Here is a 21368-nt window from a genome sequence, read left to right as displayed (position 1 = left end):
TCGAGGCCGAGGTGGCGCGGTTGGGACTCGACGAAGCGGCACGGGCGAGACTGGTCGCCGAGCTGGATCGCATGAAACTGCGCGTGAGCGATCGCCATGTTCAGTTCTCAACCATCTCCGACACCCACGATGGGGAGAAGGTTGCACAGTCGCGCCCGGAAAACCCACAAACGGCGGAAAGCGTTCCCTCTTCCGTTCGGATACTGCTGGATCTGGTCGCTCGCTACGCTGTCGCGGGCTCCGTGTCAGAGCGCGTCGTCACAGGTGTGGCGCGCCTGGCGGGTCTGACGGCCTCCGAATCCGCCGAGTTCCGGGCAAGGGCGACCGCACGGTTCTCGGTGCGTGCCGAGCCGTCGCCCACCGAGAGTCCGGCCAGGTCCGAACCCGTCGCTGCGGCATCCCGGCCCGACGCCCTCACCGTCCTGCCGGACGGTCTCAGCCCCGCCGTATCGGCCGCGATGAAGGTCCTCGACGAGGACCGCTTCACCGAGCGGCCCGAGAAGCGCGTCCTCACCGCGGCCGAAGAGGTCGGACTGAGCGTGCTGCTCCGCGGAGGGGCCGCCCGCGTCGGTGTCGAGCCGACCGCCAGGGAACTGGCAGACCTTTCCCCTCAGGACATCCGCCGCAGAGCACGCGACTGCCTGATCGCACACAACCAGGGGCTCGTCCACTCCATCGTCCGCGGGTACGTCGACCAGGGCCTGGAGTACGCGGACCTCTTCCAGCACGGGGTCCTCGGACTGATCAACGCAGTCCGCAAGTACGACCCGTCACAGGGCAACAAACTGTCCACCTATGCCACCTGGTGGATCCGGCAGGCGGTGAGTCGCGCCGTCGCCGACGAAGGCAGGGCCATCAGGGTTCCGGTCTACATGCACGACCTGATGCACAAGGTAGCCCGCGCCGAGCGTCAGCTGCTCTCCGCCGGGCGTTCCCTGAGCGCCGCCGACATCGCCGTCGCCTGCGATCTGCCGATCACCAAGGTCGAGGAGATCCGGCGCATCAGCAGAGTGACCGACTCGCTCGACCGCGTCATCGGAGACGGAACCAGCCTCGGAGAGCTCGTCGAGACCCGCACGGCACTCCCTTCCGTGGAAGGGACGGTGCTGCGGTCCCTCGCCGACCGGGACGTCCACCGGTTCGTGGCACTCCTGCCCGAGCGTTACGCGTACGTGGTCAACCGTCGCATCGGACTCGACGGCCAGGAGCCGGCCACGCTCGACGTCATCGGGACGGAACTCCAGGTGACGCGAGAACGGGTGAGGCAGTTGGAAGGGCAGGTCTTCTCCGTACTGCGTCTCGCGCTGGAGGCTCCCGCGGGGGATCCGCGCACCGCCCTGCGGTCCATGCTTACGGACCCTCGCGCCGGCGGGAACCCTGTCAGCGGGATCAGCAGGGACCTCCGGAGCAGCAAATGGAGCGCTGGCGTTGTCGCCATGCGTGCCTTCCACGCCAGGAAGGGGCATGCGCGGCCCGCCGACGACCATGTCGAAGGCGGCTTCCCCCTGGGGGTGTGGGCAGCCGAACAGCGGTCGACCGCTGGAGAGTCGGGCGACGGCCTGCCGATGCATCGCAAGATCATCTTGTCCATGGTCGGCTTCCGCTGGAGGAACACCCCGGACAAGCCACGACAGGCACCCCGACGTGTCCCGCCTCGGACACCGGTCCCCGCCGTACCCGCCCCTCAGCCTTCCCCGTCACCCACGGAACCCGTGGTACAGAACGTGTCCGCCGGAACCGATACACCCGAGGCGCATGAGGTCCCGTACATGCCTGTCACACCCGATCCGGCCGAAATGCCCGCGGTACATCAGGTGACCGACGTGACTCAAGTACCTGAAGCGCCCGCCATCGAGCGGTACTCAGGCCGGTGGGAGGAGGCCATCGAGCTGCCCGTCACGCTGGACCGGAGCGTGCGATGGATGGCTCACTATGTGCGTCACGCGCTCGGCCACGCCCTGCTGGACGAGATTCTCGGCCCCCATCCTGCACGGACGGTGGATGAAGCAGCCGACGGCAACCGACTCCCGGATCAGCCCGTCGCACAGGCACTCCATGTGCTCGTCCGGGTGCTGGATTCCCTCAAGGAACAGGGACTACGGCCGGAGGACTTCTTCGAATGCCCCTCTCCCGCTCTGCTCGGCCAATGCCCCAGGGTCTATCTGTCCGCACACCCCCCGGTGAAGCCCGAGGGACGGCTGGCACTCGCCCAGGCGCTCAAGGAATTCACTCCTCCTGACGTCACGGTTGAGGAACCGATCGGCGGGACGCAGCCGCCCGCACCCACGGCGGAGCACCGCCACCAGGAAGCCGAGCACCGGCTACGGGAGCTCCGCGAGGCACACGAGGCGGCCGACGAGCGCATAAGGAACGCGCAGGCTGAGGCTGAAGAACGCGTCCGCGAGGTCGAAAGGGTGGCGGCCCTGCGGGTGGCCGCGATTGAGGGGCGTCTTCGGGAGGGCCAGGCCGCGGCCTTCCAGCGGATCACCGCCGCCGAGACGCTGGAGCGCGAGACGGCCGAGCGCATGCGGGCCGTCGAGCGACGGGCCGAACAGCGTGTCGCCGAAGTCCAGGAGGCTTCCCTGTCGCGCATCGCCGAGCTGGAGGCTCAGCTCGCGGCGCTCCGCCCGGCGCCCCAGGCTCCGCCCGCGATCCCGCAGGGTCCCGACCCGCGCAAGTGGTGGCAGCAAGGCTGAAGCAGAGACGCCGGAAGCACGACGCCCCGAATCGACGACAAGGAGAACCCCGCACGTGAACCCGCGAGACGAGCTCGTCGACTACCTGCGAAGGCAGTTGGTCGGCCCGGCCCAGGGCGAGGACGAGGTGCTCGACGCCCCGCCGGACCGGCAGTACCTCATGGGCACGCTCTACCCCCAGGACGCGGACCTCCAGCGACGGTTGACCGAGACCGCCGAGGAGCTGGACGGCCCGGGAACCGAAGGGACGGCCGACGACACGTCCCCGGCCGCCGATCCCATTCCCGAATCCAACTCCTGGTTGCCGTCGTCTCTCGGCTTCAGCTTCTACACGACCGCGTCGACCCTGGAGGTCGTGTGCGGGGCCGCCCGCTACGAGACCCGGCAGGACGAGCGGTCGAGGTACTGGCAGCGAATCGCCCTGCCGGTGGAGACCGTGATTTTGGGGACGGACGAGCACATGACGAAGGTGCTCGACGGACGGGCCGAGATCCGGCTCCGGCGTCGCGAGTTCGGCGGCGGGCAGCTCGTCACGGTCGCTCTGGTCAACGCCGCCCACACCAGTGCCCCCGCGGCGGGCCGAGGCCGGGCGGCACAGTGGGATCGGATGCTGTTCCAAGTACGGCTGGAGGCCCGTCCTCGCGACGGGCGGATTCGTCCCTACCCGAGTGTGAGGCTCGCCAGCCGCGATCCGGAGGAGCAGGAACTGACGCTCCAGTACCGGCATGTCGTCACACGCGCCGTCGGCCATGGCTGCGCGGTGGAAGAGCTCCACGCCGAGAACGGCGCCGTTACCGGTGTCGCGGCCACCGTGATGCCCCGGTCCGAGGTACCCGCCACCCGGGCGGCGGGCCCGGTAGGGCTGCCCGTACTGCGGGTGCTCCACCTCGCCGACCCCGCCGTGCCTCGGGACACGCTGCGATCCGAGCTCCTGGCGTTCACCGCCGGATACCGACAGTGGTACGTCGAGCAGCGTGCCACCGAGATCCCCGACTGGGGCTGGGAGGCCGCGGAGCGTGTCCTCGACCGCGTCGAAGCCGTCGTGGAGCGGATCGAATCGGGCGTCCGCACCCTGTGCGATCCCGACCGACCCGAGCTGCTTGAGGCGTTCCGTACGGCGAACCGCGCCATGGCACTGCAGATGCGGCACTCCGCGCGCGACCAGGCAGGAGAGCGACGAGCACGGCAGCGCGGCGCGACGTCCGCCGACCCCTCCCCCTTCCCCGACGCGGCATGGCGCCCGTTCCAGCTGGCGTTCTTCCTGCTGGCAGTCGACGGAGTGGCGGACCCCCGACACCCGGACCGTGAGATCGCCGATCTCATCTGGTTCCCCACCGGAGGCGGCAAGACCGAGGCGTATCTGCTGCTGGCCGCGTTCGTGATGGTGCTGCGGCGTCGTGAGCCCGACGGCGGCGGCACGGCGGTCCTCAGCCGCTACACACTGAGCCTGCTGACGACGCAGCAGTTCCAACGTGCGGCGACCACGGTCTGCGCACTGGAGAGCCTGCGGCGCGAAAACTCCGCCGCCCTGGGAGAGGATCCGTTCTCCATCGGTCTGTGGGTGGGCGAGGCGACGTCACCGAACACCTACGAGGCGGCACGCAAAGCGTTCGACGACGTGCGTGCGGCGGCCAAGCCGGAGGACGTGTTCATCCTCGACCGCTGTCCGTGGTGCGGTACACGTATCCTGCCCAGCCACAAATCGCCGGACATCGGCGACTACGGGGTGCGGGCGGAGGCCGGCTCCTTCGCGTTCTTCTGCCCGAGTGACGCGTGCGCCTTCCACGGCGAACTGCCGGTCGCGGTCGTCGACGAACAGCTCTACGACCGCCCGCCCACGTTCGTCCTCGGCACCGTGGACAAGTTCGCGCGACTCGCGTGGGAGCCCCGGTCCGGGCGCCTGTTCGGCGCCGGAACCCCTGCCGGTCCGCCGTCCCTGGTCATCCAGGACGAGCTGCATCTGCTGACCGGGCCACTGGGCACGACCGTCGGGCTGTACGAGGCGGCCGTGCTCGGGCTGTGCACACGGGACGGCGTCGGCCCGAAGGTCGTCGCCTCCACGGCGACCATCCGGCGTTCCGGGGAGCAGGTGCGAGGGCTGTACGGACGCGCGGTGCAGCTGTTCCCGCCTGCCGGGCTCGATGCCCGCCACTCGTACTTCGCGGAGCCTGACACCTCACGGCCCGGCAGGCGGTACGTCGGAGTGATGGCGCAGGGGCACACGGCCGGCCGTGCCGCCGTCACCACGGCCGCGGCGATGCTGCAGGGCGCGTGGGAGCTGCCGGAGGAACACCGGGACGCGTACTGGACCCTGGTGGCCTACCACCACAGCCTCCGGGAACTCGGCCGTACGGTCACCGCCGCCGCCGACGACATCCCCGCGCAGTTGGCCGGACTCGGCAGCGGGCACGGCACACGGACTCTGACGGACAACGCGGTGCAGGAGCTCACGAGTAATCTCCCCAGGGCCGAACAGCCCGTGCTGCTGGACCGGTTGGAGAAGCCGTACACCGCGGCGGACGCGGTGTCGTTCCTGCCGTGCACCAACATGCTGTCGGTCGGCGTGGACGTGAAACGGCTCGCCCTGATGCTGATGCAGGGACAGCCGAAGACCACCGCCGAGTACATCCAGGCGACCAGCCGGGTGGGCCGTCACGCCGTGCCCGGACTCGTGGTGGCGTTCTTCAACGCCACACGACCGAGGGACCGTTCACACTACGAGACGTTCGAGGCCTACCACAGGGCCTTGTACCGGCATGTCGAGCCGACGAGCGTGACACCGTGGTCCGCGCCCTCACGCCGCCGCGCCCTGCACGCCGCCCTGGTGATTCTCGTACGCCACGACCTCGGCCTGTCCGCCGAGAACCAGGCGGGCGACATGCTCGACCGGCTGCCGGAGGTCGTCGCCCTCGCCGAACAGCTGGCCTCCCGGGCCGCGGCCGGTGATGCCCGAGCCGCTTCCGCCGTGCTCGAAGAGCTCGACGATCTGTTGACCGCATGGCAGCAGCACGCGCTCGACGCCCGCAAAGAGGGCAAGGAGCTGTACTACCGAAGTCAGGGCAAGGGCCAGATGAATCTACTCAAGAACTTCGAGCAGCACGGGGGCCTCTGGGAGACCCCGCACTCGATGCGCAACGTCGACCGGGAGTGCCAGGTGACGGTGAAGGGGGCGGAACTGTGAGCAGGCGACTGCGCGTGCGCCAGGCCCAGACGGTCCTTCCTTTCGGCGTCGGGGCGGTGTTCGACATCCAGGGCGAGTCGTTCGTGGCCACCGGCATCGGAGACTGGCCGAGGCAACGCCAGGAGGTCCGGTCGCCCCGGCTGGCCCACCAGTTGGGAGCGAGCGGCTTCTATGCCGCTCCTCCGGCCGCCGACGACCGTTTCGACCGGCAGGACGCGGCGGGAGCGCCGTACATCCGCTTTCCGGCATGGCTGTTCTGCGGCGCGTGCCGGCGCATGACCCGGTGGCGCATCGCCGACGAGAAGCCGGGCACACCCCCGCGCTGCCCGAACTGCTCGCCGGTGCGGCAGTTGTCGCCGATGCGGTTCGTGCAGATCTGCGCGGACGGTCATCTCGGCGATGTCGACTGGTGGTTCTGGGCGCACTCCCGCCTCGATCCGCAGGCGCGGCAGGCATGCGCGTCACGCGACCGGCTCCGCTTCGATGTATCCGAGCGCGCGACCGGCCTTGAGGCACTGTCGGTCTCCTGCACCGGGAAGGACTGCGGCGCCTCCCGCGATCTGCTCGACGTCCTCGGCACGCACGGAATGCGGTGCTCCGGACGCAACCCATGGCAGCGTCGCAACGAGACCGCCGACTGCGTGAAACCGGTCCAGGTCGTCCAGCGCACCGCGGGCAACGTGTACTACCCCGTCGTCAGTTCCGCGCTCGACATTCCCGAGGGTGAGGCCCAGGCCGACGCCGGTGACGAGCTGCTGGCCAAGCGGGTGCGCGGCTCGGACCTCTGGGTCCCGCTGTGCCGGGTGGCCGGCACGCCCCGGGCCGCTATGTACCGCGACATCATCAAGGAGGACACCGGCGCGGACGACGCTCTGCTGGACGCACTTCTCGCCGAGGAGATCGGCGTCGCTCCGGCGTCTTCTTCGGGTGCGGCCGGAGAGAGCACCTCGGACGCACCCATGGTGCCGGAGCTGAGCCGTGAGGAGTGGGCAGCCTTCCTTGCCCCCGCCCAACCGGCCACGAGGGACTTCGCCGTTCGTGCGACGGATCTCGGGCTCGGTGGCGAAACGGCGGAACCGTGGGCCGGCCTTGGGAAGCGGGTGGGCAGGATCGTGCTCGCCGACCGGCTCCGGGAGGTGCGTGCGCTCCAGGGATTCCGCCGGGTGTCCCCCAGTTCGGCGTTCGTCCCGGCCGACACATCGCGGCGGCTGCGCTGGCTGCCGGCCGTGGAGGTGTTCGGCGAGGGAATCTTCCTCACCCTGGACAAGGGCGAGCTGACCGGATGGGAGCGGAACGAGCAAGTACGTGACCGAGTGGCCGGGTTGCGTGACGATCTGTCCCGCTCGTTCCAGGCAGACCGGCTTGCGGCGGTGACCGGCGAAGAGCTGTCCGCGCGTTTCGTTCTCCTGCACACCTTCGCGCATCTCCTCATCCGACAGCTGTCGTTCGAATCGGGCTACTCCACGGCGAGCCTCCGCGAGCGGGTGTACGCGCGGCCCGAGAACGACCAGTACGGAGTGCTGATCTACACGGCGGCGGGTGACGCGGAGGGCACCTTGGGTGGTCTCGTCCAGCAGGGTGAGCCCCCGCGACTCGCCGAGACACTTCTGCGGATGGCGGAGGCGGCGGCCTGGTGCTCCGCCGATCCGCTCTGTGCCGAGCACACCGGCCAGGGCTTCGACAACCTCAACCGGGCAGCGTGTCACGCTTGCGCCCTTCTGCCGGAGACCAGTTGCGAGACGGGCAACACGCTGTTGGACCGTGCCCTGGTGGTGGGTGGCGGGCAGGTGCCCGGATACTTCGAGCCGATCGTCGCGGCTGCCCGCGCCGCTGCGGCGACAGCGATGGAGTGAACCGACGATGACTCTCACCTACCTGGACCTGACGGAACACCAGCGGGCGGCACTCGACGACCTTCCGTTCGGTGGAAACCACCTCGTCAGTGGGGCTCCCGGCAGCGGCAAGAGCCTGCTGGCCGTACAGCGGGCGGTGCTGCAGGCGCTCACCGGTGGACCGGCGGTGCTGCTGACGCGCTCGAACCTGCTGCGGCAGTCGATCACGCCCATGGTGTCCGCACTGGGCCCGTCGCAGGACAGAGTGGAGGTGGCCACGGCGCACGCCTGGCTCGCCGGTTGGTACCGGGAACAGACCGGTGCCGACGCGCCTCGTTCGGAGGACGGCTGGTACGACTGGGGTGCTTTCGTCCGTACAGCCACCCTCACCGAACCTGTGCCCGGTCTCTCGGTGGTCGTGGACGAAGGCCAGGACCTACCTCCCGAGTTCTACCGATTCTGCCGGGTGCTGGGAGCCCGGATCACGGTGTACGCGGACGAGTGCCAGCAGCTCACCGCGACCCACTCGACGCTCGCGGAGATCGCGAAGGCGCTCGGCGGCTGTCCCGTACGGGAAATCGAGGGCAATCACCGGAACACCCGGCAGATCGCGGAGGTGGCTCGCCATTTCCATGTCGGGCATGCGTCTCCCGAACTGCCCGAACGCACTGGACCACCACCGCGCGTACACGCGTTCGCCCGGCGCGGCGATCTCAGGAACCTGCTCGTGGGCATGGCCCAGCTGCATCCCCGGCACTCCATCGGAGTGATCCTGAAGTCCACCCGGTCCCAGCTGTCCCTGATGACCCAGCTCGACCGGGCCGCGCCACGACTGAAGACGCAGATGTACACGGCGGAGGCCGAGCACGGCCGTTACCGCAATCTCGACCTCGCACGCCCTGGCGTCACCCTCGTCAACCGGGCCAGCGCGAAAGGGCTCGGATTCGACGTCGTGGTGGTCCCCGACACCCACGCGGACGCCGGCACCGACCCCACCTCCGCGTCGCTGCGCATGGCGTACTACGTGCTGGCCACCCGCGCCCGGCATGAGCTGCATTTCGGCCACGAGGGCGAGAGCGAGCCGCCCCTGATCGCGCAGATACCACGCCGGGACCTGGTACGGGGGTAAGCAGTCTCCCGCGACCCTCTCGTGATTCCTCCACAGACAAGGAGGAGCCTGGGATGCACGGAACCAGAAGACGAGCGACGCGCGGAGCAGGGCTGGTCACCTAGCGCAACGACGCCGGAACCCGCGCACCGGCCGCCGCTGCCTCGCTCGGGGACCGTACGCCGGTGATCGATCGATGCCTCCTCGCCGGCTGCGCGGCAGGCGACCGTCGTCCACCTGACCCGTGGGGACGCCGCCCCGGCCGCGATCGTCACGATCCGCGCACCGCCATGTACCGGGTCGCCGAACCGGCGATGACCGAGCTGCGCCACAGCGACAGCCCGTACACCCTGACGCCTCCGGCCGTCCTGTCTCGTCGCACGCCCGGAGCGCGCGGCGGGCCGCGGACCGCCGTTACAACGGGCGCGGCTCTCGCCTACCCTGTCGCCGGACGCGAGGAGGAACCATGGCGCGGATGCCGTCGGCCGAACGACGCACGCAGCTCGTCGAGGCGGCGATCAGGGCGATGACCAGGGACGGTGTCGCGCGGACGACCACGCGGTCGATCTGCGCCGAGGCGGGCGTCTCGCTGAGCGTCTTCCACTACTGCTTCGAGTCCAAGCAGGCGCTGCTCGAAGCCGCGATCGAGACGATCACCGGCAACTACGTCGCCCGGGTGAAGTCGGCGGTCGAGCCGCGGGCCACGCTGCGCGAGACCGTGCGGGCCGGGCTGCAGACGTACTGGGACCACGTCACCGCGCACCCCGGTGAGCACATGCTGACGTACGACCTCACCCAGTACGCCCTGCGCGAGCCCGGGTTCGAGCATCTGGCACGCGCCCAGTACGAGCAGTACGTGGCGTCGGCGGCCGCCCTGATCGAGCAGGTGGGCGTCGTGCGGGGCACGGACCCCCGGGTGCCGGTGGAGGTGCTGGCGCGGTATCTGGCGGCGGCGATCGACGGGCTCACCCTCCAGTTCCTGGTCCTGGGCGACAAGCAAGTCGCCGACGACCAGCTCGACATGACAGCTGATCAGTTGGTGGCCCTGATCGGCGAGTGACAGGCTACCGGTCGGTCTACCGGTCGGTCACTTCGTCAACAGGTCGTTTGTCCCGGACTCTTGACTCACTGGCTCGACACCGCGATTCTCGGGGCGCCCGGCACACCCCCACCGACCGGAGGCATCGCCGACCATGATTCGACCCTCACCGCGAAGGACCGGCGGCAGATCCGCCCTCCTCGCCCTGTTCCTCGCCCTCGCCGCGCTCCTGTTCGGATCGGGGCCGGTCCCCGCGGCGGCCGCCGGATCCGCCGCCGGTACGTGGTGGGAGCCGGCATCCCGGCCCGCACCGGATTCCGGGATCAACGTCACCGGTGCGCCGTTCACCGGGACCGACGCCCAGGGGAAGGTGCGCGGGTTCGTCGACGCGCACAACCACCTGATGTCCAACGAAGGGTTCGGCGGCCGGCTCATCTGCGGTCAGACGTTCTCCACGGCGGGCATCGCCGACGCGCTCAAGGACTGCCCCGAGCACTACCCGGACGGCAGGGGCGCCCTCTTCGAGAACATCACCGGCGGCGCGGACGGCACGCACGACCCGGTCGGCTGGCCCTCGTTCAAGGACTGGCCCGCCAACAACTCCCTGACCCATCAGCAGAACTACTACGCCTGGGTCGAGCGCGCCTGGCGCGGTGGGCAGCGCGTCCTCGTCAACGACCTGGTGACGAACGGCCTGATCTGCTCGATCCTGCCCCGGGACCGCGGCTGTGACGAGATGGATTCGATCCGTCTCCAGGCCAAGAAGACGTACGAGCTCCAGGACTACGTCGACGGCATGTACGGAGGCCCCGGAAAGGGCTGGTTCCGGATCGTCACCGACTCCGCCCAGGCGCGCTCGGTGATCGAGCAGGGCAAGCTCGCGGTGGTCCTCGGCGTCGAGACCTCGGAGCCGTTCGGCTGCAAGCAGATCCTCGACGTCGCCCAGTGCGACAAGGCCGACATCGACCGCGGTCTCGACGAGCTGTACGGGCTCGGCGTGCGCAGCATGTTCCTGTGCCACAAGTTCGACAACGCGCTGTGCGGCGTGCGTTTCGACTCCGGGACCATCGGGGCCGCCGTCAACATCGGCCAGTTCCTGTCCACCGGGACCTTCTGGGCCACGGAGCAGTGCACGGGCCCGCAGCACGACAACCCGATCGGTCTGGCCGCCGCGCCCGTGATGGCCCAGAAGCTGCCGGCCGGGGTGAGCGTGCCCTCGTACGCCTCCGACGCCAAGTGCAACACCCGGGGCCTCACCAGACTCGGCGAGCACGCCCTGCGGGGCATGATCGACCGGGGCATGATGCTGGAGCTCGACCACATGAGCGTCAAGGCCGCCGGCCGCGCGCTCGACATCCTGGAGTCCCAGGAGTACCCGGGCGTCCTCTCCACCCACAGCTGGATGGACCTCGACTGGACCGAGCGGCTCTACCGCCTCGGTGGCTTCGTCGCCCAGTACATGCACGGCGCCGAGGGCTTCATCGGCGAGGCGGGCCAGAAGGCGGACCTCCGCGAGAAGTACGGGGTCGGTCTCGGCTACGGCACGGACATGAACGGCGTCGGAGGCTGGCCCGGTCCGGTCGGCCCGGACGCGCCGAACGCCGTGAAGTACCCCTTCCGCAGCGCCGACGGCGGCGCGATGATCGACCGTCAGGTCACGGGCGAGCGCACGTGGGACCTCAACACCGACGGCGCCGCGCACAACGGCCTGGTCCCGGACTGGATCGAGCAGATCCGGCTCAGCGGCGGCCAGGGAGTCGTGGACGAGCTGGCCGACGGCGCGGAGTCGTACCTGACCACGTGGAAGTCGACCGAGAAGCACGAGCCGGGGATCAACCTCGCCTCGGGTGCGGCGACTTCGGCGAGCTCCGCGGAGTGGCACCCGTTCACCAGCTACGCGCCGGGCCGTGCCGTCGACGGCGACACGGGCACGCGCTGGGCGAGCAACTGGTCGGACGGCCAGTGGCTCCAGATGGACCTCGGCTCCGTGCACCGGGTGGGCAAGGTCACCCTCGACTGGGAGCGGGCCTACGCGCGGGAGTACCGCATCGAGCTGTCCGAGAACGGCACGGACTGGCGGACGGCATGGTCCACGGACGCCGGTGACGGCGGCTACGACACGGCGGAGTTCGCTTCGCAGTCCGCGCGGTACGTACGGATCCAGGGGGTGCGGCGCGCGACCCAGTGGGGCTACTCGCTCCACGAGGTCGCGGTGCACCGCACCTGACGCTCGCCGCGCCCCGGCTCAACACCCCGTGGTGCCCGTCCAGTCGGCGGGCACCCGGGCGAACCGGACGCGCCGGGGGTGGTCGCCGACATCGACGGTGGCCACCCGCGGGCCGGTGGCCACCCGCGGGCCGGTGGCGAAGTCGATCGCCGTCACGGGACTGATCGACAGACCGTGGTGGCGCGAGCCGTGCAACCATGCACATGCCATCTCCGACATGCCCCTGTCCGGCCCTCGATCACCACCCCCTCACACCAGGACTACCTCCGGTGCGGGACCATGGAGTCCGGAACGCAGAAGGGACGGAACGGACGATGAGGAACCGCAGTGTCGCGGACCTGATGACGCCGGCCGCGGTCGCGGTGCAGCGGGGGACGTCATTCAAGGAGATCGCGCGGCTCCTCGACGAGTACGGCATCACCGCGGTCCCCGTCGTCGACGACGAGAACCGGCCCGTGGGCGTCGTCTCCGAGGCGGACCTGCTGCGGCGGCACACCGCGAAGGACGGCCCGAGCACGGCCGAGGCGATGATGTCGAGCCCGGTCCTGACGGCCCGCCCGTCGTGGACGGCGGTCGAGGCGGCCCGGCTGATGGAGCGGCACCGCGTGAAGCGGCTGCCGGTGGTGGACTCGGACGGCCGGCTCATCGGCGTACTGAGCCGCAGCGACCTCCTCCAGCTGTTCCTGCGGCGGGACCGGTCGATCCAGGAGGAGATCCGGGAGGACGTCGTCGTCCGCATCCTGCGCCTCTCCCCCGCCGCCGTGCACATCGACGTCGACGAGGGCGTGGTGACACTCAGCGGCACCCTGGACAGCGCGGACACCGCGCCGATCCTGGTCCGGCTGTGCGAGACGGTGGACGGAGTCGTGGAGGTCGTGGACCGGCTCGCATACGAGGACGGCGGCGGCACCGCTTAGCGGGGAACCGGCCGGGCGGTGCCGTCCGGCCGGACCCCGGGGGCGGGTGGCGACTCCGTCAGGAGATCGGAAGATCAGGGGTCGGGAGACCGGGGATCGGAAGACCAGGGATCAGGAGACCGGGGTCAGGAGACCGCCTCCGGCCAGCCGTATCCGGGGCCGGTGCGCCGGGGTACGGTATCCGCGCCCACCGCCTCCATCTCCCGGTTGGCCTCCCGCATGAGTTTGCCGGCCAGGTCCTTCATGGCCCGGCTCGCGGCGAGCTCGTCGCCGATCGCCGGGACGTCCACGTCCGACGGGTTGCAGCGGGCGGTGCCGTGGCCCGTGATGGTCGAGGTGCCGGTGCTCAGGCGCGCCTCGGCGTCCGTCCTGCCGCTCTCCTCGACCAGTTCCAGGCCGACCGTCCACTCCAGGGTGCGTGTCATGGTCTGCCTCCTCGCGCATGGCTACTACCAGCATCCACCGGCCCGCGCCTCCGCGCGCGGGGGCGCGGGGCCGGCGCCCCCGAACCTCGTCAGGGCGCGCGGAAGAGGCGGGGGAAGCGGGGCGCGAGCCAGGGCTTGCGCCCCCAGCCGAGCGCCTTGCCCCGGGCGATCACGGGCCACGGGTCGAGCCTCCCCAGGGCCAGCAGGTGGAAGGCGACCGGATCGGTGAGGATCGTGCAGTCCGGGCGTGCGGGCGGTTCGGGGGCGACCCGGACCTCGCCGTCCGTGACGGTGACGCCGAAGGCCGGGCCGCCCCGGAGCCGTACCGCGAAGGCCGCGGTCAGACCGGCGACGGCGGCCGGGTCGGCCACCCTCGGCATCGCGACGAACATGAAGGGGAGGGTGAGGGCGACCCGGTGGGCGTCGGCCATGTGGGGGCGCCCCAGGGCGAGGGCCAGGTCGTAGCCGTGGCCGAGCATGTGGGTCAGCAGGTACGAGCCGAGGACGGCCGGGCTCATGGTGCCGAGCGGGGTGGTGAGCACCTCGTCCGGTCGGCGCCGCTCGACGGCGTCGAGGAAGGCTTCGGCCTGCGCAGTGATCATGTCGGCGAGGAGGGCCGGGTCGCGCTCGGCGAATCCGGCGAGGGCGCGTTCGTTGGCCTCGGCCAGGCTGCCGGGGGTGCCGTCGCCGTAGGGGCGCTCGTGACCGGCGGCGAGGTCGGCCATGAGGGCGTTCGCCTGGGCCAGGTGTGCGGCGGCCTCGCCGACCGTCCAGACGGACCGGGGAACCGGCAGACCGCCGCGGTGCCCGACGCCCCCGCCCTGCGGTGCGCGCAGGACTTTCGCGATGTCCTCGGCGGTTCCGCGTATCGCCTCGGCGAGTTCCTCGGTCAGTACCCCGGCCGTTCGCTGCACCCTCTCCACCCCTCCCAGGACGCCGGTGGCTCCCGTTGCGGAGTACCGGTCGGTGAGGGACCGTACCAGGGGTAAGCCCACGCGGCGCCGATCTTCACGCGGACCCCACGTTGCATGACCATGCAGGATCATGCATACTCTTCCTATGTCTAAGGTCCTTACCTCCCTTCCGGCCGGCGAGCGCGTCGGCATCGCCTTCTCGGGCGGCCTCGACACCTCGGTCGCGGTCGCGTGGATGCGTGACAAGGGCGCCGTCCCGTGCACGTACACCGCCGACATCGGCCAGTACGACGAGCCCGACATCGCCTCGGTGCCCGGCCGTGCGAAGGCGTACGGCGCCGAGATCGCCCGCCTGGTCGACTGCCGCGCCGCGCTGGTCGAGGAAGGCCTGGCCGCGCTCACCTGCGGCGCGTTCCACATCCGCTCGGGCGGCCGCGCCTACTTCAACACCACGCCGCTCGGCCGTGCCGTCACCGGCACCCTGCTGGTCCGGGCGATGCTCGAGGACGACGTCCAGATCTGGGGCGACGGCTCGACGTTCAAGGGCAACGACATCGAGCGGTTCTACCGGTACGGCCTGCTGGCCAACCCCCACCTGCGGATCTACAAGCCGTGGCTCGACGCGGACTTCGTGACCGAGCTCGGCGGCCGCAAGGAGATGTCGGAGTGGCTCGTCGCCCACGACCTCCCCTACCGGGACAGCACGGAGAAGGCGTACTCCACCGACGCCAACATCTGGGGCGCCACGCACGAGGCGAAGACCCTGGAGCACCTGAACACCGGTGTGGAGACGGTCGAGCCCATCATGGGCGTCCGCTTCTGGGACCCGTCGGTCGAGATCGCCGCCGAGGACGTCACGATCGGCTTCGACCAGGGCCGGCCCGTGACCATCGACGGCAAGGAGTTCTCCTCCCCCGTCGACCTGGTGATGGAGGCCAACGCCATCGGCGGCCGCCACGGCATGGGCATGTCGGACCAGATCGAGAACCGGATCATCGAGGCCAAGAGCCGCGGCATCTACGAGGCGCCCGGCATGGCCCTGCTGCACGCGGCCTACGAGCGGCTCGTCAACGCGATCCACAACGAGGACACCCTCGCCCAGTACCACAACGAGGGCCGGCGTCTCGGCCGTCTCATGTACGAGGGCCGCTGGCTGGACCCGCAGGCCCTGATGGTCCGCGAGTCGCTCCAGCGCTGGGTCGGCGCGGCCGTCACCGGCGAGGTGACGCTGCGGCTGCGGCGCGGCGAGGACTACTCGATCCTCGACACGACGGGCCCGGCGTTCAGCTACCACCCGGACAAGCTCTCCATGGAGCGCACCGAGGACTCGGCCTTCGGCCCGGTGGACCGGATCGGCCAGCTCACCATGCGGAACCTCGACATCGCCGACTCCCGCGCCAAGCTGGAGCAGTACGCCGTTCTCGGCCTGATCGGCACGGGCAGCCCCGCCATCGGCGCCGCCCAGGCCGCCGCGACCGGCCTGATCGGCACCCTGACGGAGCTGCCGGAGGGCGGCGCCGAGGCGATCGCCTCCCGCGGCGAGGTCTCGGACGACGACGAGATGCTCGACCGCGCGGCGATGGAGATGGGCACGGACTAACGGTCCGTCCGCCCCTTCGGGCACACGGAAAGGGCCGGCTCGGCGCGCGAAGCGCCGAGCCGGCCTTTCCTGTGTCGAGGGGCGCTCAGCCCGCGGCGGGCACCCCGTCCACGACCAGGACGATCTTGCCCGTGGTGCGGTCGGTCTCGCCGAGGGCGTGGGCCTTGGCGGCGTCGGCGAGCGGGAAGACGGCCTCGACGTGGGCGCGCAGCGCGCCGGACGCGACGAGACCGGCGACGGCGTTCATACCGGCGTGGTCGGCCTCCACGAGGAGGGTCTCCACGCGCACTCCGCGCGCCGCGGCCTTCGTCGCCTCGTCCGGGTCGGTGCCCGGGAGGAGGGAGACGAGGACGCCGCCGGGGCGCAGGACGTCGAGGGAACGGACGCGGGTGTCCCCGGAGAGCGCGTCGAGGACCATGTCGACGTCCCCGACGACCTCGGCGAAGTCGACCGAGCGGTAGTCGATCACCTCGTCCGCGCCGAGGGAGCGGACGAAGTCGTGCTTGGCGGCGCTCGCGGTGCCGATGACGTACGCGCCGCGGGACTTGGCGATCTGGACGGCGAGGTGACCGACGCCGCCGGCGGCCGCGTGGACGAGGACCCGCTGTCCGGGGCCGACCTGGGCGGTGTCGACGATCGCCTGGTACGCGGTGAGGGCGGCGAGCGGGAGGGCTCCGGCCTGGACGTGGTCGATGCCGGCCGGCTTGTGCGCGAAGGCGCGGGCGGGGCCCGTCACGTACTCGGCGTGCGCGCCGACGCCGTACGGGTAGGGCAGCATCCCGAAGACCTCGTCGCCCGGCTTGAAGACGGTCACGCCGTAGCCGACGGCCTCCACGACACCGGAGACGTCCCAGCCGAGGACGAGCGGCAGACGGTCGAGGAACAGGCCGGCGGAACGGTGCTTCCAGTCGGTCGGGTTGACGCCGGCCGCGCGGACGGCGACGAGGATCTGGTTCAGGCCCGGCTCGGGCCGCGGGACCACGACCTCCTGGAGAACGTCGGGGGTTCCGTGGAGATCCTGGCTCATGGCGCGCATGGTGCGGTGATTCGTCATGCCCACCAGCCTCGCCGCCCGCCCCGCGGCGTACCATGGCATGATTGCCATCTTTCGACAGGATTCTGCCATGACCGTCAGGGGAAACCGCCACCGTGTCGTCGTCCTCGCCCTGGACGGGGTGTACCCCTTCGAGCTGGGGATCCCGAACCGTGTGTTCGGTGCCGTGCCGGAGTTCTACGAGGTCGCGACCTGCTCGGTGGACGGCCTGCCCATCCGGACCAATGCCGACTTCTCGGTGACCGTCGCGCACGGCCCGGAGGTGCTGCGCACGGCCGACACGGTGGTGCTGCCGCCCTTCGACCTGTCGCTCCTCACCCGCGAGGTGCCGCCGGCGGTCGCCGAGGCGCTCGCGTCCGTACCCGCGGGGGCTCGCCTGGTCTCCATCTGCACGGGCGCGTTCGTGCTGGCCGCGGCCGGGATGCTCGACGGGCGACCCGCCACGACGCACTGGGCGCTCGTGGAGACCTTCCGTTCGTGGTTCCCGCAGGTGGCGCTCGACCCGGAGGTCCTCTTCGTCGACGACGGATCCGTGCTGACCTCGGCGGGCGCCGCCTCAGGAGTGGACGTCTGCCTCCATCTCGTACGGAAGGACCACGGCGCCGCCGTCGCCAACCGGGTCGCGCGCATGTGCGTCGCACCGCCGTGGCGGGACGGCGGGCAGGCGCAGTACATCGAGCAGCCGGTCCCCGAGGCGACGGCGAACGACACCTCGGCGACCCGGCAGTGGGCGCTGGAGCGACTGCACGAACCGCTCGCCCTGAGCGAGCTCGCCGGGCACGCCCGGATGAGCCTGCGCACGTTCGCCCGGCGGTTCGACGAGGAGGTCGGCATGAGCCCGGGGCGGTGGCTGATCCAGCAGCGGGTCTCCCGCGCCCGGCAGTTGCTCGAAACGACCGACCTGGCCGTGGACGACATCGCCGGGCAGGTCGGCTTCGCCACGGGCACCTCGTTGCGCCAGCACCTGCACGCCGCGATCGGCGTCACCCCGCTCGCCTACCGGCGTACCTTCCGCGGCGTGCCCGTGGCCTGAGGCCCGCCCCGGCCCTCATCGACTCGGCGACTCAGCCGCCGGCCGCCTCGCGGGCGATCCGGTCGAACTGCGCACCCATGGCCTCGGAGAGCGCCCGGGCCGCCGACAGGGGCCGGACCATGACGGTCAGGTCGTCGATCTTCCCGTCCTCGTCGACGTGCAGGAAGTCGCAGCCCTGGATCTGCTTCCCGGCGACGGTCGCGGTGAAGACGAGGGCGTGGTCGCGGCCGTCGGGGTTCGCGATCTCCCGTACGTACGTGAAGTCCTCGAAGACGCGCATCACGCCGCGGAGGATCGCGGCGGTCATCGCCCGGCCCGCGTACGGCGCGAACGCCACCGGGCTGGTGAAGACGACGTCCTCGGCGAGCAGCGCCTCCAGGGCGTCCGGGTCACGGTCCTCGACGGCCTTGCGGAACGGGTGCATGGACCCTCCTCACGTACACGTACTCAATAAGTTGAATAGGTGAGTCGGAGGCTATGCCTGGACGGTGCGGCTGTCCAGCGGCAGGCGCGTGGGGCGGGTGGGATAGCGTGCGGTGGTTGATTCGCAGGTGCGATGCCCCTGCGCGAGGGCGGGAAGCAAAAAGAGGGGGGCGGGGATGAGCGACTCGGCATGGGCCCGGTTCCGGCGGCACCGGTGGCTGCCGCAGGCGACGCTGGTCCTGCTGCTCGTGGCACTGACGGCGGGCTTCGCCCTCGTACGGGGCGAGCAGCGCGACCGGCACAACGAGGATGCGCTGGCCCGGGCGTGCGGCGGGGCGCTGCCCCGGGAGGACGCGGCGGAGCTGCTGGCCGACGACGCCTGGTGGACGCTGCGGACCGGACCCGGGCCGCGGGGTCTTGTGTCGTGCACCCTCGGCGGGGACGGCGACGGCGACCCGTGGTTCACCGTGACGGCGGAGCCGGTCCTGGACCCGCCGCTGGAGAGCGTCCGGGTGGACGACGTCGTCAGCCGCACCCCGTACGAGGAACTGCCGGACTGGGCCAAGGAACACAAGCGGGCGAACCAGGTCGTCACGGTCCCCTGCCCGAACGGCCTGCCGGGGTACGCCCGCCCGGTCACGTCCTTCCGGGTGCACGCCTCGACGGACAGCCCGGCGAGCGAATGGCTCGGCACGCTCGTCGCCGCCGTCGCCGAGGACGTACGCGGGAGCGGGCGCTGCGGCGGTGCGCCGGTGCGGGACACGGACGTGCGACCGGTCTCCCCGTCCGCGCAGGAGGAGGCGCCGGACGCGCCGCCCGCGGAGTGCGCCTGGTTCCGCCCGGCGCTGCTCGGCCCTGCCCTGAAGGGCGCCGAGCAGTCGGCCTACGGGGCCACGCACGCCTGGGCCAGGGCTTGTTCCTCGACCCTCTCGAAGCCGGGGGGCGGCGTGGTGGTGAGCTCCGCGAGCTGGTGGGGCGAGGTGCTGCCGGAGGTGCGTACCGAGTACGGCCGCGAGCTCGCGATGGCCGGGCGTGACGGACGGCCGGCCGCCGGGGCGAAGACGTACGAACTCGCGGTGTGGGCCGAGGCCCGGTGCGCGGGCGGCCGGACCCTGCACCGTCTCGGCCTGGAGGGAGCGGACCGCGATCTGCTGCTCTCCCGCGCCGACTCGCTCCTCGCGCGCTACCTCGACGCGTCGGGCGACTGCGGTGACACGAAGGTGCTCGGAAAGGTGTGGGGATGAGCGAGGAGACCGTGGAGACCCAGGAGCAGGAGCTGGACCGGATGCGCCGACGGCGGCGGATCCGGCTCGCGGCGGGCCTGACGGCCGGCGCGGCCGTGGTGGCGGGCGGCCTGTTCTGGCTGTCCGGCGGTTTGCAGGCCTGGCTCCACGACCGCGCCCTGGACTCGGCGTGCGACGGCACGTTGGCGGCCGATCCGGTGCGGGAGCTGGTCGGCGGGGCCGAAGTGACGGCGGAGGTGAGGACGGGGCGGAGCTTCTGGCAGTGCCGGGTGAGCGAAGCCGATGAGGAGTACGAGGAGGACGGCCGTATCGACGTCCGCGTGACGGTGAGCGACGCGCGGGACCACTTCGCCACGGTGGACGCGACACGCACCGACGCGCCTCTGGGCCACGGGTGGACCGGTGGCTTCGCGTTCGATCCCGACCGGGAGGACCGCGGCGAGGCGTCCGCCACCGTCCTGCTCGACTGCGGCGGCACACGGGGCGGCGGCGTCGTCGCGGAGGTGAGCGCCAGGATCGACCGGGCGGACTTCGGCCACCCGGAAGCCCGGACGGAGCTCACCGCGGTGCTGACCCGGACGGCGACGGCCTACGCCCGGCAGCAGGAGGGGTGCGAGGTCACCGAGGGCGAGCCGGTGCGGAAGGTCGCCACCTCCGTGAACGCCTGGGATTACGAGCCCTTCGCGTCGGTGTCGGGCAGCTGTGCCGGAATCGTCGACCCGCGGACCGCCGCACGCTGGGGCGTCCGTACGGCCGTGGAGACCGCGCCGGGACCGAAGCCGGTCGAGGGCTGCACCCTGGGCGGCCTGCGGGGCGCGCCGCTGTACACGTTCACCGCGTCGTACGGCCCCGCACTGGAGCGGAGCACGCGGGACCTCCTCGACGACGTGACCGACCAGCGGGCGGGCGACGCCCCGGACGGCCGCTACGTCCTGTGGGCCGAGTGCCGCGGCGCGGTGGACCGGGCCGCCTACGTCGTCGAACCCGTGGGCGGCGAACGCGACCGCACCACCGACCTGGCCCTCGACCACGCGGGCCTCCGCACCGCTCTTTCGGCCTTCGCCGACCGCTCGGCGAAGGCCCACGACTGCACGGTCACCGTCGACTAGGGCCTGTCCGGCGGGACGCGCGACCGGGGCCGGGGCGGGGCCGGGCGACGGAGTCGATTACCTGCCAGGTCATCGACCCCTGCCACGGCGCAATGCCACGATCATCCGTGTACGGAGCAGGAACCGACCGAAGGGACGCAACGCCATGACCGCCTACGCCATCGCGAAGCTGCACAACGGGACCCCGCACGCCGAGGTCGTCGAGTACATCGAGCGCATCCCCGCCACCTTCGAGCCGTACGGCGGCCGCTTCCTCGTGCACGGGACGGCACACGAGGTGAAGGAGGGCGACTGGTCCGGAGCGGTGGTGATGATCGGGTTCCCCGGGATCGCCGAGGCGCGGGCCTGGTGGGACTCGCCGGCGTACCGGGAGATCGCGCCGCTGCGGTCCCGGCACATCGGCGGCGACATCATTCTGGTCGAGGGCGTCCCCGCGGACTACGACCCGGCTGCCACCGCGAAGGCCATGAGGGAGGCCCTGCCCGCCGATTAGGCAACGCGGTCTGCTCCTGGAACACACCGGTGCCACCGCCCTCCAAGGGGCGGTGGCACCGGCGTGTCGTCAA

The 21368-nt window shown here is 71.2% G+C and carries 17 protein-coding genes; 12 read left to right on the top strand and 5 right to left on the bottom strand.

Annotation, left to right across the window (positions count from 1 at the left end; genetic code table 11):
• Positions 1–20: 20 nt before the first annotated feature.
• From OG357_RS37185 to OG357_RS37160, 6 genes are all read left to right on the top strand, one after another.
• The gene (locus tag OG357_RS37185) at positions 21–2696 is read left to right on the top strand and encodes a sigma-70 family RNA polymerase sigma factor (protein ID WP_329625302.1); all 2676 of its coding nucleotides are present in this window, start codon (positions 21–23) and stop codon (positions 2694–2696) included.
• A gap of 55 nt (positions 2697–2751) precedes the next feature.
• Positions 2752–5877 carry a helicase-related protein gene (locus tag OG357_RS37180; RefSeq protein ID WP_329625301.1) on the top strand — a complete coding sequence of 1042 codons (3126 nt, stop codon included), beginning with the start codon at positions 2752–2754 and terminating at the stop codon, positions 5875–5877.
• The gene (locus OG357_RS37175) at positions 5874–7730 is read left to right on the top strand and encodes a DUF1998 domain-containing protein (RefSeq protein WP_329625300.1); all 1857 of its coding nucleotides are present in this window, start codon (positions 5874–5876) and stop codon (positions 7728–7730) included. Before OG357_RS37180 ends, OG357_RS37175 begins: the two co-directional genes overlap by 4 nt.
• Positions 7731–7737: 7 nt before the next feature.
• A complete protein-coding gene (locus tag OG357_RS37170; protein ID WP_329625299.1) occupies positions 7738–8838 on the top strand; it encodes a DNA helicase in 1101 nt (366 codons plus the stop codon).
• Positions 8839–9283: 445 nt separating this feature from the next.
• Positions 9284–9877 carry a TetR/AcrR family transcriptional regulator gene (locus OG357_RS37165; RefSeq protein ID WP_329625298.1) on the top strand — a complete coding sequence of 198 codons (594 nt, stop codon included), beginning with the start codon at positions 9284–9286 and terminating at the stop codon, positions 9875–9877.
• A gap of 133 nt (positions 9878–10010) precedes the next feature.
• Entirely contained in the window at positions 10011–12083 is a 2073-nt protein-coding gene (locus tag OG357_RS37160) for a galactose-binding domain-containing protein (protein WP_329625297.1), read from the top strand.
• An 18-nt stretch (positions 12084–12101) separates the two neighbouring features.
• Here the strand turns inward: OG357_RS37160 and OG357_RS37155 are convergent, their stop codons facing one another.
• Positions 12102–12239: a hypothetical protein gene (locus OG357_RS37155; protein ID WP_443066781.1), complete on the bottom strand. Its 138-nt coding sequence runs from the start codon at positions 12237–12239 to the stop codon at positions 12102–12104.
• A 158-nt stretch (positions 12240–12397) separates the two neighbouring features.
• Between OG357_RS37155 and OG357_RS37150 the strand changes: the two genes are divergently transcribed.
• Positions 12398–13000 (top strand): CBS domain-containing protein, encoded by a 603-nt coding sequence (locus tag OG357_RS37150; RefSeq protein ID WP_329625296.1) that lies wholly within the window; start codon positions 12398–12400, stop codon positions 12998–13000.
• Positions 13001–13125: 125 nt separating this feature from the next.
• Here OG357_RS37150 and OG357_RS37145 read toward each other — a convergent pair whose 3' ends face one another.
• The gene (locus tag OG357_RS37145) at positions 13126–13425 is read right to left on the bottom strand and encodes a DUF1876 domain-containing protein (RefSeq protein ID WP_329625295.1); all 300 of its coding nucleotides are present in this window, start codon (positions 13423–13425) and stop codon (positions 13126–13128) included.
• Positions 13426–13514: 89 nt separating this feature from the next.
• On the bottom strand, positions 13515–14339 hold the full coding sequence (locus OG357_RS37140) for a maleylpyruvate isomerase family mycothiol-dependent enzyme (RefSeq protein ID WP_329625294.1): 825 nt from the start codon (positions 14337–14339) through the stop codon (positions 13515–13517).
• Positions 14340–14484: 145 nt separating this feature from the next.
• On the opposite strand from OG357_RS37140, the gene argG reads away from it, so the two are divergent.
• Positions 14485–15939: an argininosuccinate synthase gene (gene argG / locus OG357_RS37135; RefSeq protein WP_329625293.1), complete on the top strand. Its 1455-nt coding sequence runs from the start codon at positions 14485–14487 to the stop codon at positions 15937–15939.
• 85 nt (positions 15940–16024) lie between these two features.
• Here argG and OG357_RS37130 read toward each other — a convergent pair whose 3' ends face one another.
• On the bottom strand, positions 16025–16975 hold the full coding sequence (locus OG357_RS37130) for an NADP-dependent oxidoreductase (RefSeq protein ID WP_329625819.1): 951 nt from the start codon (positions 16973–16975) through the stop codon (positions 16025–16027).
• An 88-nt stretch (positions 16976–17063) separates the two neighbouring features.
• Between OG357_RS37130 and OG357_RS37125 the strand changes: the two genes are divergently transcribed.
• Positions 17064–18026 carry a GlxA family transcriptional regulator gene (locus OG357_RS37125; protein ID WP_329625292.1) on the top strand — a complete coding sequence of 321 codons (963 nt, stop codon included), beginning with the start codon at positions 17064–17066 and terminating at the stop codon, positions 18024–18026.
• A 31-nt stretch (positions 18027–18057) separates the two neighbouring features.
• Here OG357_RS37125 and OG357_RS37120 read toward each other — a convergent pair whose 3' ends face one another.
• Positions 18058–18450: a nuclear transport factor 2 family protein gene (locus OG357_RS37120; RefSeq protein ID WP_329625291.1), complete on the bottom strand. Its 393-nt coding sequence runs from the start codon at positions 18448–18450 to the stop codon at positions 18058–18060.
• A 175-nt stretch (positions 18451–18625) separates the two neighbouring features.
• Here OG357_RS37120 and OG357_RS37115 point away from each other — a divergent pair, with 175 nt between their 5' ends.
• From OG357_RS37115 to OG357_RS37105, 3 genes are all read left to right on the top strand, one after another.
• Positions 18626–19693, top strand: coding sequence for a hypothetical protein (locus OG357_RS37115; protein ID WP_329625290.1), 1068 nt, complete (start codon positions 18626–18628; stop codon positions 19691–19693).
• Positions 19690–20802, top strand: a complete 1113-nt coding sequence (locus OG357_RS37110; RefSeq protein ID WP_329625289.1) for a hypothetical protein — start codon at positions 19690–19692, stop codon at positions 20800–20802. Before OG357_RS37115 ends, OG357_RS37110 begins: the two co-directional genes overlap by 4 nt.
• 145 nt (positions 20803–20947) lie before the next feature.
• Positions 20948–21295: a DUF1330 domain-containing protein gene (locus tag OG357_RS37105; protein ID WP_329625288.1), complete on the top strand. Its 348-nt coding sequence runs from the start codon at positions 20948–20950 to the stop codon at positions 21293–21295.
• The last annotated feature ends 73 nt before the right edge of the window (positions 21296–21368 follow it).

This window comes from Streptomyces sp. NBC_01255, assembly GCF_036226445.1.
Classification (GTDB): Bacteria; Actinomycetota; Actinomycetes; order Streptomycetales; family Streptomycetaceae; genus Streptomyces.
The sequence above is the reverse complement of the archived record's forward strand: the minus strand, read 5'-3'. Positions and strand labels throughout refer to the sequence as shown.

Bases quoted from the DNA above. Each gene is read 5' to 3' on its own strand.
- OG357_RS37170 (WP_329625299.1), top strand. From the start codon at position 7,738: ATGACTCTCACCTACCTGGACCTGACGGAACACCAGCGGGCGGCACTC.
- OG357_RS37165 (WP_329625298.1), top strand. From the start codon at position 9,284: ATGGCGCGGATGCCGTCGGCCGAACGACGCACGCAGCTCGTCGAGGCG.
- OG357_RS37160 (WP_329625297.1), top strand. From the start codon at position 10,011: ATGATTCGACCCTCACCGCGAAGGACCGGCGGCAGATCCGCCCTCCTC.
- OG357_RS37150 (WP_329625296.1), top strand. From the start codon at position 12,398: ATGAGGAACCGCAGTGTCGCGGACCTGATGACGCCGGCCGCGGTCGCG.
- OG357_RS37145 (WP_329625295.1), bottom strand. From the start codon at position 13,425: ATGACACGCACCCTGGAGTGGACGGTCGGCCTGGAACTGGTCGAGGAG.
- argG (WP_329625293.1), top strand. From the start codon at position 14,485: ATGTCTAAGGTCCTTACCTCCCTTCCGGCCGGCGAGCGCGTCGGCATC.
- OG357_RS37130 (WP_329625819.1), bottom strand. From the start codon at position 16,975: ATGCGCGCCATGAGCCAGGATCTCCACGGAACCCCCGACGTTCTCCAG.
- OG357_RS37125 (WP_329625292.1), top strand. From the start codon at position 17,064: ATGACCGTCAGGGGAAACCGCCACCGTGTCGTCGTCCTCGCCCTGGAC.
- OG357_RS37120 (WP_329625291.1), bottom strand. From the start codon at position 18,450: ATGCACCCGTTCCGCAAGGCCGTCGAGGACCGTGACCCGGACGCCCTG.
- OG357_RS37115 (WP_329625290.1), top strand. From the start codon at position 18,626: ATGAGCGACTCGGCATGGGCCCGGTTCCGGCGGCACCGGTGGCTGCCG.
- OG357_RS37110 (WP_329625289.1), top strand. From the start codon at position 19,690: ATGAGCGAGGAGACCGTGGAGACCCAGGAGCAGGAGCTGGACCGGATG.
- OG357_RS37105 (WP_329625288.1), top strand. From the start codon at position 20,948: ATGACCGCCTACGCCATCGCGAAGCTGCACAACGGGACCCCGCACGCC.